Source organism: Aeromonas sp. 19NY04SH05-1 (assembly GCF_040581895.1).
Taxonomy (GTDB): Bacteria; Pseudomonadota; Gammaproteobacteria; order Enterobacterales; family Aeromonadaceae; genus Aeromonas; species Aeromonas enteropelogenes.
This window is the reverse complement of sequence record NZ_CP095328.1, coordinates 2778645-2792912: the sequence shown is the minus strand read 5'-3', so window position 1 is coordinate 2792912 and position 14268 is coordinate 2778645. Positions and strand designations below refer to the sequence as shown.

Genomic DNA, 14268 nt, shown 5'->3' with positions numbered 1-14268 from the left:
TCATCGCTGCGAACTCCTCCCTGTTTCCTCTATACCCAAGAGCCTCAAACTGAGGGGCATTCAAGGATGGCGGATAGACTTGCTGACTGATGGAGTATCAGTTGGCAATAAAGATCTCTTAGCCAGCCTTGGCAACGTCCCGTACTTTTTGCTCTACCTGGTGCGCGATGGCCTGGATCTGGGCCAGTTCAAGTGAGCCAGCCTTAAATTGGGGGAGTTGCTTGGGGAGTGCAGCGGCACTGACGATGTAGGGGAAGGTGATCTTCTGGCGTAAATCCACAAACCAGCCAGGCAGAACCAGAACGCCACCTACCGGGACTTCGGTCCCAGTTGCACTGTTGAGCCAGTTACGCACCGTGGTGACGTTACGGCGGACCTGTTCGAGCGGTGCTTTTTCAACATGATTTGGGAAGTGAAGCGCATCGTTTTCAACCCGCACCTTGAACTGTTTTTCTCCATTGTTGATGGGTTTGGAGCGGCCTTTAGTTTCGATGACAAAGACCCCGTTAGGGCAAATGATCAAATGGTCGATATTGAAGCCATCAAACGGGATATCGTGGTAAACCCGATAGGGGTGCTGTTGGGGCCTAACTATTTGGTCCAACTCCTGACCCACTGCCAGTTCACAGGAGTAACCCAGCTTGAGGTGCTGAACCTTGTTGGCCATTTTGTAAGTTTTGGTTGTGCCATAGATAAAGAGGCCCAGCATAACGACCCCGGAAATCAGCATCACTGTCGTGCTCATAGCCCTCTTATCGATGTAGCTCTGTAACAAGAGGTAGAACCCGATCATCATCATGGTCAATGGCGTGAATAGCATTTGGGAAAAGAGATCTATTTGCAGGTCCTGGATTTGCTGTTGCAGGGTGTGACCCGCTGGCCTGAGCAGGTCGGCGGTCAACGGGCTGACCCTATGTGAGCGAAGCCTTTTTCTTATTAACAAGATGATTCCGACAGATAAGAATATTGGGCACAAGAACAAGCCAGTAGTTGCCAGAACAGATACCGCGAGCGACGAGAATTCCATTTCGTGCGTCTTTTGTGGGATGTGGTGAGGTCAGGTTAGCTGACCTATAGGAGTCTATCCATTGGGATGTGGGGCAAGTATCACAGTATCTGATTATCCCCAATGGAGATCTTACACCTTGTGGTGTTAGTGAGATAAAACAGAGAGTTACTGCGCCCCCCTTTGTGCGCAAATGGGGTTCGTTGCGCTTGGGTTTACTTGGCTGGTTGTATGTTTACTGATGCGACCCGGAAGCTGGGCGGCTGTAGCAACTCACTCGGTGGCCTTAGCAAGCAGTCCTATGACAACACTTCCCAATGCCCACCCTTGCGTGGACCAACAAAGCGTAATCGTCCCGCCTTAACCAACGCCGCCGCCGCTCGCTCCACCGTGCTGGTCGATCTGCCTATCCGCTCGGCTACTTGTTTAAGGGTCAAGGTCGGCTCAGCCACCAAGATAGCCAACACCGCATCCGGCGTTTTTACCCGCATTTCTACCGGCGTTTCTACCCTCACTTTTTCTGGCGGGGTGGGCTGAGATGTCGGCTGTGCGGCAATCGCTTCGGCCAACGCATCTCGCAGCGCCTCTAGCAGAAACAGAATAAAATCGGTGCAGTCACTCAGCCTGTCGGCCTGACTTAATTGGTGGTAGTAGTGCTCTTGGCGCTCTTTGATGATCGCTTCCACCGGCAGGAAGGCCATCACTGGTTGCCAACGGCTCAAGATCACCGTTTGCCACAAGCGTCCCATACGACCATTTCCATCGGAAAAGGGGTGGATAAACTCCAACTCGTAGTGCAAGGCACAAGAGGCGATCAAGGGATGGGCCTCTGTTTCTGCCAACCATTGCACCAGTTGTTCCATCAGACGCGGAACCTGAGTCGCGGGGGGAGCCATATGCACTAATTGCTCACCCCGATAGATGCCGACCCCACTGCTACGCCATTGCCCTGCGTCATCGCATAACCCGTGCATCAAACGTCCATGGGCCCTGAGCAAATCCGCAGAAGAGGTAGGGGCCCAAGCCGACATTGCTTCATAAGCGGCAAACGCATTGCGCACCTCCTGGATCTCACGGGGCAATCCCAACACAGGTTTGCCGTCGATCACCGCCGTGACCTGCTCCAGGCTCAGGGTGTTGTGCTCGATGGCCAGGGAGGCCTGGATGGTGCGGATCCGGTTTTCCCGGCGCAGCATGGGCACTTGCGAGCTCTGCGTCGAGCGCCATTGCCCCACCAATTCGGCGATCTCCGCCACCCGGCTCAACATGGCGTGGGTCAGGGTGAAGGGAGGGGAATAGGCTGCCATGGGGGACTCCGACTGAAACGATTGCAAATGCGAAGGCTCAGATTATCAGATAGGGGGCAAGACCAACACGGCGGCGTATCTTTGCGAATTCTGTGATAAGCGGTATGCGATGACCTATGACATGGTGCCATTCGTTGCGAATTAGCAGTGTCACTCGCTCCATCTACTTGCTATTTTATGCAATAAGATGCAAACGAGGCCCTTTGATTTAAAATCCCTCGACGTTCGCGTCGTGCCGGTTCGATTCCGGCCTCGGGCACCATTAAAATCAAAGACTTACGAAGGCCACTAGCGATAGTGGCCTTTTTGTTTTTGGCAAAATGGCGACAAAGTGGCGACAGCAAAAAAGCTGTGTTGTTTCTTGATTTTGCGCCGTGTACTATGTACACCATGATGTAGGGTGTTCAGAGTGAGTGATGCGTGAGTCACGCGATTGAATTTATAGAGACGTCGATCTTCACTAGGCAGATAAAGGCCCTGGCGACAGACGATGAGCTCAGAGCATTACAGGCAGAGCTGATTGCCCAGCCAGAAAAAGGCGATTTAATCCAAGGTACTGGCGGCCTGAGAAAGGTTCGCATGGCAACAGGCCAGCAAGGGAAAAGCGGCAGTGCCAGGGTGATCTACTTTTTGGCGACCGTTGAGACGATATACCTGGTTCTGGCTTATGCGAAGAGTGAGAAAGAGAGCCTCACCACCGCAGAAAAAGCAGAGTTGAAGAAATTGACCACGTTACTGAAAGGCGAGGTTTGATATGAGCATGTTTGACGAACTGAAAGCCTCTCTTGAAGAGGCTGTCGAGATCAAGCAGGGTCGCGTAGAGCCTGCCGCACGGACAAAATACGAGGTGGCTGACGTCAAGGCTATTCGTCTGGCCCTCAAGGTATCGCAGCAGGAGTTTGCCCAGGCGCTGGGAACTAGCGTTGATACAGTCAAAAGCTGGGAAACCCGGCGTCGCAATCCGACTGGATTGGCCGCGAAGGTATTGACGCTTATGCAAGAAAAGCCCGATCTCTACAGTGAGCTGGCCGCACACTAAAGGTGGAATGACGAAAAAGATCGAGAAGAGGCTCCATGGTGCGAGCCTCTTCTGTTTTTTGAGAGCCTGTAAATCCAATTGTGTAACCGCCCACGAATAAGTAACTTTTTCAAAAGGATACCTTCGTGGGTAAGCAAATGGACCAAGACAAACTCAAAGCACTGGCCGCTGAGCTGGCCAAAGACATCAAGTCTGAAAAAGATCTCGGCACCCTCACCCAACAGCTGATCAAGCTCACCGTCGAGACCGCGCTCAATGCCGAGATGGACGAACATCTGGGCTACGAGAAACACGCCCCACAAGGCCGCGGGACCGGCAACAATCGCAATGGCTATTCCGCCAAACGCCTAAAAGGGCAGCACGGAGAGGTCACTATCCAGGCGCCTCGTGACCGTAACTCGTCCTTCGAACCTCAGTTCGTCCGCAAGGGCCAGTCCCGCCTGACCCAGATGGACGACCAGATCCTCGCCCTCTACGCCAAGGGCTTGAGCACGCGGGATATCGTTGACGCATTCAAAGAGATGTATGACGCCGACATCTCGGCGGGGCTGGTATCGAAGGTGACCGAACGTGTCATCGAGCAGGTCCACGAATGGCAAAACCGGCCGCTGGATCCGCTCTATCCCATCGTTTATCTGGACTGCATTGTGCTGAAGATCCGCGCGAACCAGAGGGTGATCAACAAGTCGCTCTATCTGGCACTGGGCATCAATATGGAGGGGCACAAGGAGCTGCTGGGCCTGTGGCTGGCCGAGACCGAAGGGGCAAAGTTCTGGCTGTCGGTCCTGACCGAGCTGAAGAATCGCGGCTTGGAAGACATCCTGATTGCGTGTGTGGACGGTCTCAAGGGCTTCCCTGATGCGATTGCTGTGGAGTATCCCCAGACCAAGGTGCAACTGTGTATCGTCCACATGGTGCGCAACTCGCTGCGCTATGTCTCCTGGAAGGACTACAAGGCGGTGACGGCGGATCTGAAGCAGATCTACCAGTCTGCGACGGAACGTGAGGCTCAGCAGGCGCTGGCGGCCTTCGGCGAGCGCTGGGATAGCCAGTACCCGCAGATAACGCGCTCCTGGCAGGGCAACTGGGATAATCTGATCACACTGTTCGAGTATCCCCCCGCCATCCGGAAGGTGATCTACACCACCAATGCTATCGAGTCGCTGAACAGCGTGCTGCGCAAGGCGACCAAGCAAAGGAAGCTCTTCCCGACCGACGACTCGGCGCTAAAAGTGGCGTACCTCGCGATACAGCAGGCTTCAAAGAAATGGACCATGCCAATCCAGAATTGGAAGCTTGCCCTGAATCGCTTTATTATCGAGTTCGGTGATCGTCTGAACGGTCACCTGTAATGGAGTGGGCAGTTACACAGAATTATTTACAGGCTCTTTTTTGATGGCGGGAATGACGGCATAAAAGCCTGTTTTCGATGACGGTCGCGGTTAAACACACGGTTCATACTTTTTCAAAATTTCAGTTATCAGATCATCATCCTCATATCTAACTAGCTGAAATAAAAGCTTTTCAGCCAATCCAACGCAACGACGCAGATCCTCACCGTTCATTCAAATTCCCACGGAATGTACGGCCTACCCAATACATTCAACAACTTACATTTTTACCATAGTTATACCGACCCTCTTCAAACTGTAAATCCTTGCAAAAAAGATCCTTCATTTCAGATCCTCAACGCCTTGTGGATCCTTTATCTGGCGCGGTCTGGGCATATGGTTTTGCGGTAATTCACTTTTGCAAAAAATTTTCCTGGTGAAGCCCGCAGGCGGGAGCGGAAGAGCGCGGATTCCGTGGCGCAGACGCCACCGTGGGCTTTTCTGTGGCGCTCTGGCTGCTGTGTTTGGCTCTGTGCGTCGCGTATGATGTGTGCCTGCCTGATGGTGCCCTACATGCGGCGCCTTTCCCTGGCCATGCTTTGGTGCTGTCAGGCGGATAGAAGGAGGCCCCACGATGTGGGGCCTCCTTTGCTTGGTGGGTTACTCGATGATGGGGGAGAGGGTGGCGGCCAGTTGGCCAGCCTGCTGGCTTTGGCCGGTGAATGTTCCGGCATTGGTTGGCTGTGGGCCACCGTGGGTATGACTGGCGGTGGCGGCGGCCAGCTGCTCCACCAGGTTCATCAGTTGTAGCAGCAGGCGAAAGATGTTCACCTTCTCGCTGCCCATCCACGACCGGGGCGCCTCGAAGTGCTGGAGCTCGCCGGCCACACTACGCCGCAGCTGCCCGATCACCTCCACCAGATCACTGGCAGTAGTCTGGCTCATGTTGCCCAGGCACCCCGTCACCAAGTCATCACCGGCCAGCAACTCGATGGCTCCGAGTGCCTCAATGCGCTTCATCGCCCCGATCTGCTCTACGCTGTGCTGCAGGGTGGTGAGTCGGTGCAGGCCAAACTCGCCCAGGTAGTCGTCCGCCTCGCGGTGCATCATCAGTGCCTTGTCATGCTGGGTGCGGTCGGTGTGGCGGCGCTGGTTGCCCACGGTATCGGTGCGGCTGAACACCTCGCCCCGTTGCTGCTGGAGCTGCTCGCCCGGGGTGATGTCCGGCAGCGGCCAGCCCGAGCCCAGCACGGTGCGGATAAACGGCCGGTCGGCGCGACCGAAGGCAAACCCCAGCTCGACTATCGTCCCCTCGATGGGAAACTGCAGCAGCCCCTGCTCGGGTCCACCGAACATCACCGGCAGCGGCACGGCGCGATAGAGCGGGGCAGCCTTGTCCGGCTGGCCATCTTCACCCAACAACTGCACATCCACCGCATAGCGAGGGCGAAACGGATCATTGAGCTGGCCAGCTGTGGCGCTGTCGCTGATGGCCTCGACCCGCCCGAACTTGGGCAGGTGCATCTTGTCAGCCAGCTCGGGGAACTCCCCCCTCCATCTTGCGCCGTTCCGGCGACTTCACCGGTTTGCCTGGGGTCGCCGTGGTCAGGGTCATCTCGTCGCCCTTGAGGCGGACCCGCTCCACTCGCTTGCCGTTGACGATGGCGCCCGGGCGCATGGCCGGGATCGGTGCCGTGGTGAGGGTGTTGCCCGCCTGTCGGCCGGAGAAGGCCGGATCCAGCTCCACCGCCCGATCGGCCCAGCGACTATGGGCGTGACTGCCCACGAAGATGGCGCCATCCGGCTGTTGATGCCAGATGAAATCCGGCACCGCAAAGGCGCGGCCCGCGTTGTTAAGCAGTTGATAGCCGGTGCCGGCGCTGGTGAAGTTGGGGATTGGCCGATCGGTATAGTCGGCCCCATCCGGCAGCAGGAAGGTGAGTTTGGTCTGGTTGCTCAGCCAGGCCAGCAGGCTGCGCAGGGTGGGGTGTTGAATGCTGACAGGAAACGAACTCCCCAGGATCCCGGCCAGCTCACGGCACAGCACCTTGCTGGCGCCATTGCTGGCGGGCTGTACGTCATACACGTATCCGGTAAACCAGCGCCGCAGTTCGCCGTTGTATCCCAGATCCACGGTCAGGGTTTGCCCCTTCTCGGCACGCCCTTCGATAGTGAGTGCTGCGCGGCCGCCGGCGCAGAGATCCAGCACGATATCGTGGTCGATGAGGTTGGCCGGTTGCCCGCCCAGGGTCAGGTTGGTCGAGAGTTTCACGCCATCAGGTCTCCCAGTTTGTTATCAAGCCCCTTGATGGCCTGTTCCCACGAGCTCAGCTGCTCCTGCTCGGAAGCGGGCGCCCCCTCTGATGGCTTGGCCGGTTTGGTGTTGGCGGTACCCTGGCCCACCTTGGCCGGTGTTTTGGGCATCCGCTGTTCCCGCTTCTCGGGCACCGAGTTGTGCTCGCGCAGGGTGAACTGCACCTGCCAGGCCAGCAGCCCTTCCTGTTCGCTGGCAGTGATGCGCCCAGCGAACTTGGCCTGGCGTACCTTCACCGACTTGGCCAACAGCGACCCTACCCGGTAGATATGGCGCTTGCCGCCATCCCCCTTGGCATCGGCCAGCTCAAACAGACGGCTCAGAGCCTGCTCATCATTGAAGGGGACCAGGCCCGAGATATCGAGCTCCTTGGCCTTGGCGCCCTGCTCCGAGCTGCTGGTCGAGCTGGTCTGGCCGCTGCTGTCCTTGTCCTGAAACTGCATCGATACGGTGATCCGCATCGACTTCATCACAATCGGCTCACCGTCCAGGGTGAGCATGGCTGTTTTGCTCATCGGGTTAACTCCTGCCAGAAGGTGAGCGGGGAGGGGGAGAGCAGCAGGGCGCCGACCGTCATGCAGTGGCTGTGGTCCGGCGGGCTGCTCTGGCCCAATTGGGCGGCGAGGCTGGCTGCGTCTCCCTGGGCTTGCCAGTGCCAGAGCTGGCCACTGACGGCGGCCAGTTGCGCGAACGCCTGCTCCAGCCCGGATAATCTGGCCGCGCGGCGTTCGGCCAGGCTGGCCAGCTTTGCAATCGGAGTGGCGGAGCCTTGTGCCAGGCTCTCCAGCTGGGCGATCTCCGCCCCGAGCAGCGAACGAGCAGGGCGCAGCGGGGCCCATGTCAGCGGCTCATCGGCTTTCCAGCGCGGTACCTTGGCGGCGGTCGGTTGGTTCATGGCATCGTTCTGAGCGGTGAGGCGGCGCAGGGCCGCGCACCACTCCGGCAGTGGCAGCATGGCGCAAAGCGGGGTCAAGGCGTCGGCCAGCGCGGTTTCGCTGTTGCCGGTGACCAGCCAGGCGATGGCATGCAGCTGGCCAGCCGGCAGCAGGGGATCGGCACCATCCTGCAGCTTGGCCGCAAGGGTAGCCACCGCATTGGGGGCGGCGAGGCTGTATTGGTTGCCCTGGTGCTGGCCCACGCCATGCTGATAGGGGGTGACCGTCAGGCAGCGACCGGTGACCAGCAATTGGTCGAGTTCGGCGCGCAGTCCAGCCAACCCGTCGGCGGCCTGACTGATCGGCATGGGGCGGTATTGCGCCCTTGGCGCCAGCTCTTGCAAGCGGGCCACGGCGCCAGATTGGCTTGCCGGCAGTTGGTCAAGTACCCCGCTGGCACGCGAGTGTATCGCCTCGGCGCTGGCCGGCCAGCGCAGCGTGCCTTGCGTCCAACTCATTGCGGGGCATCCGGCCAGGTGACATCGGTGGGCCATCCTTCGCTTTGTGGCAAGCGATAGAGGGCGACCCGGTAGTGTTGCCAGGCGGTGAGCTGGACCTTCTCGCGCTCGCTGATGACGCCCAGTTTGTCGGCATCCTCCAGCGGTGCCATGGTTGTCGCGGCGTGCTTCAGTTTGCTGTCTAACACCGCAAGCTGTTCATCTTCGGTGGGTGGGGATTCAGTAAATTCGCCCACGGGACCAAATTCGCCAAAAAGGGCTCGGGTATAAAGTTCCCGACCATGCTCTGCAGAGTCATCTGGCGTTGCCGAAAATGGCACTTCGCAATCAGGTAGGTGAGCAAATCACACAATCAGAGAGATGGCGGTTTTATCCCGGTTTCCCCATGTCGGCTATTATAACTGCTAACATGTGAGTCAAAAAAGTAAAAGCCCGTTTGGGCTTTTACTTTACTTAGATTAACAGTCAAATGAACGACCTGAACTCATCTAGTAATATCAGTCAAGACTGAGATATTGGCATTCCAACACGCCCACCCTTCAGTCTAATGAATTTGCGAGCTGGCTCTTCAATTAAATAATATGCTGCAGCAGATATCGCCACTAACACAAAAAACGATACCACCATTAAAACAATGTTATTGGAAAGGACTGGGATTATCTCCACCAACTTGGCGTGATAGGTAATCATCAATAAGATAATAAATGCTTGGAAAGAATAAAAACAGTAGCTGATTTTTCCTAACCAAACAAAAACACGCGAAGACAAAATTAAAGATATAATTCCTTTGTTGTTTGATAATGAGAAGATCATAAAGGCAACTACAGGAATTACAATCCAATTATGACCAACATAATGAGACATTCTTGACCCAACAAAACCAAGGTAAAATAAAAAGAAAAGGGTAACAACAATCTGAGCCAATACACCATGCTGATAAATAAAGCCTCGACGAATTAGCAAAAAAGAACACACTCCGACGAGAAACTCTGGCAAACGGAAAACGGGCATAGAATAAAAAACAGGGGTAGTCGGAGCATCAAAAAGAGTGGCGGAAATTCCTGGTAATGTGGCCCACACCCAAAATATAGCTATCGTTAAAAACAGTTTCTCCGTTGATGCCCTCAAGAGATATGGAAGGATTAAAGGTAGCATTAAATAACAGAATGCCTCCACAGAAATTGACCAACTACCACCATCATTCCAATAATAAAAAATTGAGGAAGCCATGCTTGAACAAGAAATATATTCGACGTGACAATTAAAAAAACTTTGCAAATTGCTTTAAATGTGTCAACCATCGACGTGCCAATAATGTCAAACCCAAGCCACGGTAGTGTTAGTAATGCTGCAACGACGTAGATAGGATATATTCTAGCAAATCTATTTTTTAAGTATTCACTTACTCTGAACGTCTGCCCTGCATACCGATAAGCAAGAACAAAACCCGAGAGAATAAAAAACAGACTCATTCCCACTGCACCTTGTCCAATAATGTTGCTAACAAAACTGTTCGTTGTTACCGGCCAACGAATGTGGATATGAAATATAAAAACATATAGCGCTGCAACAAATCGCAACCCAGTCAAAGAAAGAATTTCATCTTCTTTATTATTCAATGCTAATACCCCTATATTAAAACTGTCTTGAACTAATGTATTATTATGGCGGAAATTACACATCCAGTTTTTAATATTAAGATTTATCAATAATGTATCCTATAGTTCTTTTATTTAAGTATGTATTATATTCACATGCAAAGAAACAACATTGTCGAGTTAGCAACAGAGCGAGAGTACATTAACCTAAAAAGCGAGCAGATAGAAGAACACAACCACGAGCAAAACATGGGATTGCGAGGCTGCTCAAGCTGCGCAACGGGTTTAACCAAGTGGTGGGGTTGCACGGCGTTGTTTCCCAAATCAGCCAGCAAGTCATGACTTCCCCAGCCCTGGGTAACCGCTACACTCGGGGCTTTCTGACAGGTAGGCCCAGGGTATTCAGCTTGTTTATGGCGCTGACATACGCCATGACTTCTCCCACTTGGCCGTTGTAGTTGCGCAGACTGATTTTCCCCGCCAGCAACTGCTTGAAGCGATACATCGCCGTCTCTGCCAGCGAGCGACGGTGATACCCCGATATCTTCTTCCAGTGCGCCAGCCCTTCCTTGCGCATCACCAGCACAGCGTCATTTCTTGGGTGTCCCTTTTTCCATAACCCCGCGCTCTTGCGAGGCGGGATACAGGCTGTCGCCCCTTTGCGCGAGATAAGCTGATGGCTGGCTTTGCTGTCATAAGCTCCATCCGCATAAACATGTCCCAGCTTACGCCGCAGAGGGTTGAGCAAGGTGGGCAACACCTCGGCATCATGGACATTTTCCAGCGAGACTTCCGCCGCCACGATATCGTGGGTCACCGGGTCTACCGCCAGATGCAACTTGCGCCAGACTCGCCGTTTCTCAGCGCCGTGTTTTCTGACCTTCCACTCGCCTTCACCAAACACCTTCAGCCCGGTTGAGTCGATAACTAAGTCAGTAATGTGTCCCTTTGGGGGCTGTCGATAGGCCACTGTCACCGTACGTGCTCGCTTGCTGACACAGCTATAGTCCGGTGCGCACAACGGCACATTCATCAACTCGAACAGGGAGTCGAGTAGTCCCTGAGTGGCCCGCAGAGTGAGGTTGAAAATCCCCTTGAGCATCAGGACGGTACAGATGGTCTGGTCAGTGTAAAGCTGGCAGCGGCCCCGCCGCCCATGATGGTCGTGGTGAAACCAGTTGCTCATGGCCTCGGCATCAACCCAGAAGGTGAGTGAACCACGATTAATCAACGACTTGTTGTATTTAGGCCAGTTGGTGATGGGGTGAAGCGACGTGCCCATAATGCAGACTTGGAGAGGATGGTGGTGATCAGATCACCAAGTCCTTAGTTAGTTCCATTCAGGCTGAATCGATTTGGGCAACAACGCCGGGCTGTACCCGCTCTCCAGCGTCTAGCTGCGCCGGCGCGAAGATGGCTGCTTTGTCTACCTGCAGCAGGGCAGCCGAACCTGATTTACCGGCCGGAGGATGTCATCTGGCTGGCCCAGCACGACCCCGAGCAGCAGATCTACGGTATGCCTGACTACCTGGGCGGCCTGCAGTCGGCACTGCTCAACCAGGATGCCACTCTGTTTCGGCGCAAATACTTCCTCAACGGCGCCCACATGGGCTTCATCTTCTACGCCACCGATCCGAACATGGACGATGACACGGAAGAGGAGATGAAGGAGATGATTGCGAGCAGCAAGGGGGTAGGGAACTTTCGCCCCATGTTCGTGAACATCCCGGACGGCAAACCCGATGGCATCAAGCTGATCCCGGTGGGGGATATCGCCACCAAAGACGAGTTCGCGGCCATCAAGGGGATCACCGCCCAGGATGTATTGACCAGCCACCGTTTTCCGGCGGCGCTGGCTGGCATCATCCCGACCAATGGCGGGGGAGGGCTCGGGGATCCCGAGAAGTACGATGCGACCTATGCCCGCAACGAGGTGTTGCCGCTGTGCGAGCTTATCCAGGATGCCATCAACAGCGCGGGACTCCCTCGCTCCCTCTGGGTCGATTTTCGGGAGAATATCGGTCCAGCTGTATAAACAAACAGTATTCCATATGGCAAGATAGGCTGTTGATTTGGATAGAAAAGGGGGCGTAATGCGGGTTTATTGCAAAGTGTGTGGCCAGCGGGGCCGCATGACCAAGACCAACCGACTGAGCGATGATGTCTCGGATCTCTACTGCCAGTGCACCGATGCCGAATGTGGCCACAGCTGGGTGGCCACCTTGTCGTTCGTGCATACCCAGAGCCTCTCGGCCAAGACCACCAACCAGCTGGTGCTTAGTCTGATGGGCTCGCTCACGCCAGAGGGGCGGCAGTTGGTATTGAAAGGACTGGCGGCACAGTAGCGCCCCCGCCTCGCCTGAGCGCTTTATGTGTTGAAAATGGCGTTGTTGCCCAAATCGATTCAGCCTGAATGGAACTAACTAAGGACTTGGTGATCTGATCACCACCATCCTCTTCAAGTCTGCATCATGGGCACGTCGCTTCACCCCATCACCAACTGGCCTAAATACAACAAGTCTTTGATTAACCGTGGTTCACTCACCTTCTGGGTTGATGCCGAGGCCATGAGCAACTGGTTTCACCACGACCATCATGGGCGGCGGGGCCGCTGCCAGCTTTACACTGACCAGACCATCTGTACCGTCCTGATGCTCAAGGGGATTTTCAACCTCACTCTGCGGGCCACTCAGGGACTACTCGACTCCCTGTTCGAGTTGATGAATGTGCCGTTGTGCGCACCGGACTATAGCTGTGTCAGCAAGCGAGCACGTACGGTGACAGTGGCCTATCGACAGCCCCCAAGGGGACGCATTACCGACTTGGTTATCGACTCAACCGGGCTGAAGGTGTTTGGTGAAGGCGAGTGGAAGGTCAGAAAACACGGCGCTGAGAAGCGACGAGTCTGGCGCAAGTTGCATCTGGCAGTAAACCCGGTAACCCACGATATCGTGGCGGCGGAGGTGTCATTGGAAAATGTCCATGATGCCGAGGTGTTGCCGACCTTGCTCAATCCACTGCGGCGTAAGCTGGGACGAGTTTATGCAGATGGCGCCTATGACAGCAAAGCCAGCCATCAGCTTATCTCGCGCAAAGGGGCGACAGCTTGTATCCCGCCTCGCAAGAGCGCGGGGTTATGGAAAAAGGGACACCCAAGAAATGACGCTGTGCTGGTGATGCGCAAGGAAGGGCTGGCGCACTGGAAGAAGATATCGGGGTATCACCGTCGCTCGCTGGCAGAGACGGCGATGTATCGGTTCAAGCAGTTGCTGGCGGGGAAAATCAGTCTGCGTAACTACAACGGCCAAGTGGGAGAAGTCATGGCGTATGTAAGCGCCATAAACAAGCTGAATACCCTGGGCCTACTTGTCAGAAAGCCTCGAGTGTAGCGGTTACCCAGGGCTGGGGAAGTCATGACTTGCTGGCTGATTTGGGCAACAACGCCGTTGAAAATCATGCCGGTGAACTACTGAGGGAGGATATCTGCTCCCCGCGCCAGCACTGGGCGCGAGCTGGGTCTGGATCCTTTTTGTGAACTTTCATTTTCCGTCAGAGTCTTTCAGGCCTTAGGGGAGCAGACACATAGGCGTGGTCACTTCGAGTAGCCATCGCTGTTTCGCTAGTTCCACAGTGTTGGCATCTGTAACATTGATTGGTTTTAATCGAGTTCTGCGGAACTTAAACTCTCGCACTAAGGTATGTAATCATTGAAAAGATTTATATATTGGGCATGAACAAATGATAATGGGCATGCCTAGTAACTAAGCATACCCATTTTTAATTTTTCATGTTCGTAGCAGTTATTTTTTTGCTGTCTTGTTTAACATTAAATGCAGTTTGTTTTTATGCCCATTTTCTTTAAGAGAAAATGGTGACGTAAATACACTGTATATGGAGCTTTCTTTTTCCACTGAAATGACATCATTTTCAATGATGATAAGGTCATATTTATCCGTCATCGAAAAATCTTTTTTGATACAGTGTATTTTATTGTCGTTTTTATACTCATTCCATGGATAGCAGCCACTTTTACTTGTGATGTTAAATGCCCCCATGCCTTTAAACTTATACAGATAGAGTTCAAGGATTGTCGTGCTGTAGTCTGGATATGGATCAGATTTATCATCTATTGCAAAGTAAATGTTTTTTACATTGCGGTTGTCATCTATAGCTTTGCTTATAAACAAAAACTCGTTTTGAGTGTTTTTTCTTAAAAAAATGTCTTCTTTTAAGTTTTTTGACTGTAAAACAACAACGGTAATAAACACAATAGACGATAA

General features: G+C 54.1%; 14 protein-coding genes and 2 pseudogenes. 6 read left to right on the top strand and 10 right to left on the bottom strand.

The annotated features are described in order from the left end of the window. Positions 1–118 precede the first annotated feature (118 nt). A complete protein-coding gene (locus MRK42_RS12765; protein WP_239053786.1) occupies positions 119–901 on the bottom strand; it encodes a nuclease-related domain-containing protein in 783 nt (260 codons plus the stop codon). A 404-nt stretch (positions 902–1305) separates the two neighbouring features. After that, positions 1306–2313, bottom strand: coding sequence for a Fic family protein (locus MRK42_RS12760; RefSeq protein ID WP_354688274.1), 1008 nt, complete (start codon positions 2311–2313; stop codon positions 1306–1308). A gap of 432 nt (positions 2314–2745) precedes the next feature. Here MRK42_RS12760 and MRK42_RS12755 point away from each other — a divergent pair, with 432 nt between their 5' ends. The 3 genes from MRK42_RS12755 to MRK42_RS12745 all read left to right on the top strand — a co-directional run bounded on the left by MRK42_RS12755 (position 2746) and on the right by MRK42_RS12745 (position 4704). Further along, positions 2746–3066, top strand: a complete 321-nt coding sequence (locus tag MRK42_RS12755; protein ID WP_197064529.1) for a type II toxin-antitoxin system RelE/ParE family toxin — start codon at positions 2746–2748, stop codon at positions 3064–3066. Between the two features lie 7 nt (positions 3067–3073). Continuing rightward, positions 3074–3352 (top strand): NadS family protein, encoded by a 279-nt coding sequence (gene nadS, locus MRK42_RS12750; RefSeq protein ID WP_224212360.1) that lies wholly within the window; start codon positions 3074–3076, stop codon positions 3350–3352. A 137-nt stretch (positions 3353–3489) separates the two neighbouring features. Continuing rightward, on the top strand, positions 3490–4704 hold the full coding sequence (locus tag MRK42_RS12745; protein ID WP_042657696.1) for an IS256 family transposase: 1215 nt from the start codon (positions 3490–3492) through the stop codon (positions 4702–4704). A 639-nt stretch (positions 4705–5343) separates the two neighbouring features. Here the strand turns inward: MRK42_RS12745 and MRK42_RS12740 are convergent. The 7 genes and pseudogenes from MRK42_RS12740 to MRK42_RS12710 form a co-directional block, all read right to left on the bottom strand. Then, a pseudogene (locus MRK42_RS12740) lies at positions 5344–6955 on the bottom strand (hypothetical protein). Next, positions 6952–7512: a hypothetical protein gene (locus MRK42_RS12735; protein WP_338610302.1), complete on the bottom strand. Its 561-nt coding sequence runs from the start codon at positions 7510–7512 to the stop codon at positions 6952–6954. The pseudogene MRK42_RS12740 and the gene MRK42_RS12735 overlap by 4 nt, the downstream one beginning before the upstream one ends. Then, positions 7509–8390, bottom strand: a complete 882-nt coding sequence (locus tag MRK42_RS12730; protein ID WP_338610300.1) for a hypothetical protein — start codon at positions 8388–8390, stop codon at positions 7509–7511. The genes MRK42_RS12735 and MRK42_RS12730 overlap by 4 nt, the downstream gene beginning before the upstream one ends. Then, complete coding sequence (locus MRK42_RS12725; protein WP_224212363.1) at positions 8387–8578, bottom strand: tail fiber assembly protein; 192 nt, start codon at positions 8576–8578, stop codon at positions 8387–8389. Before MRK42_RS12725 ends, MRK42_RS12730 begins: the two co-directional genes overlap by 4 nt. Positions 8579–8891: 313 nt before the next feature. Then, positions 8892–9620, bottom strand: a complete 729-nt coding sequence (locus tag MRK42_RS12720) for an acyltransferase (RefSeq protein WP_338610297.1) — start codon at positions 9618–9620, stop codon at positions 8892–8894. Continuing rightward, positions 9545–10099, bottom strand: a complete 555-nt coding sequence (locus MRK42_RS12715) for an acyltransferase (RefSeq protein WP_338610295.1) — start codon at positions 10097–10099, stop codon at positions 9545–9547. The genes MRK42_RS12720 and MRK42_RS12715 overlap by 76 nt, the downstream gene beginning before the upstream one ends. Positions 10100–10352: 253 nt before the next feature. Then, positions 10353–11270, bottom strand: a complete 918-nt coding sequence (locus MRK42_RS12710) for an IS5 family transposase (RefSeq protein ID WP_354688273.1) — start codon at positions 11268–11270, stop codon at positions 10353–10355. Positions 11271–11358: 88 nt separating this feature from the next. Here MRK42_RS12710 and MRK42_RS12705 point away from each other — a divergent pair. The 3 genes and pseudogenes from MRK42_RS12705 to MRK42_RS12695 form a co-directional block, all read left to right on the top strand. After that, a pseudogene (locus MRK42_RS12705) lies at positions 11359–12023 on the top strand (phage portal protein); the annotation flags it as partial. Positions 12024–12081: 58 nt separating this feature from the next. After that, a complete protein-coding gene (locus tag MRK42_RS12700) occupies positions 12082–12333 on the top strand; it encodes an ogr/Delta-like zinc finger family protein (RefSeq protein WP_042026513.1) in 252 nt (83 codons plus the stop codon). A 126-nt stretch (positions 12334–12459) separates the two neighbouring features. Continuing rightward, positions 12460–13377 carry an IS5 family transposase gene (locus MRK42_RS12695; protein ID WP_354688272.1) on the top strand — a complete coding sequence of 306 codons (918 nt, stop codon included), beginning with the start codon at positions 12460–12462 and terminating at the stop codon, positions 13375–13377. Positions 13378–13788: 411 nt separating this feature from the next. Here MRK42_RS12695 and MRK42_RS12690 read toward each other — a convergent pair whose 3' ends face one another. Beyond that, positions 13789–14256, bottom strand: coding sequence for a hypothetical protein (locus MRK42_RS12690; protein WP_354688271.1), 468 nt, complete (start codon positions 14254–14256; stop codon positions 13789–13791). Between the last annotated feature and the right edge of the window lie 12 nt (positions 14257–14268).

Excerpts from the sequence above, each read along its gene's own strand:
- MRK42_RS12760 (WP_354688274.1), bottom strand. The coding sequence starts at position 2,313 with ATGGCAGCCTATTCCCCTCCCTTCACCCTGACCCACGCCATGTTGAGC.
- nadS (WP_224212360.1), top strand. The coding sequence starts at position 3,074 with ATGTTTGACGAACTGAAAGCCTCTCTTGAAGAGGCTGTCGAGATCAAG.
- MRK42_RS12745 (WP_042657696.1), top strand. The coding sequence starts at position 3,490 with ATGGACCAAGACAAACTCAAAGCACTGGCCGCTGAGCTGGCCAAAGAC.
- MRK42_RS12735 (WP_338610302.1), bottom strand. The coding sequence starts at position 7,512 with ATGAGCAAAACAGCCATGCTCACCCTGGACGGTGAGCCGATTGTGATG.
- MRK42_RS12730 (WP_338610300.1), bottom strand. The coding sequence starts at position 8,390 with ATGAGTTGGACGCAAGGCACGCTGCGCTGGCCGGCCAGCGCCGAGGCG.
- MRK42_RS12720 (WP_338610297.1), bottom strand. The coding sequence starts at position 9,620 with ATGGCTTCCTCAATTTTTTATTATTGGAATGATGGTGGTAGTTGGTCA.
- MRK42_RS12710 (WP_354688273.1), bottom strand. The coding sequence starts at position 11,270 with ATGGGCACGTCGCTTCACCCCATCACCAACTGGCCTAAATACAACAAG.
- MRK42_RS12700 (WP_042026513.1), top strand. The coding sequence starts at position 12,082 with ATGCGGGTTTATTGCAAAGTGTGTGGCCAGCGGGGCCGCATGACCAAG.
- MRK42_RS12695 (WP_354688272.1), top strand. The coding sequence starts at position 12,460 with ATGGGCACGTCGCTTCACCCCATCACCAACTGGCCTAAATACAACAAG.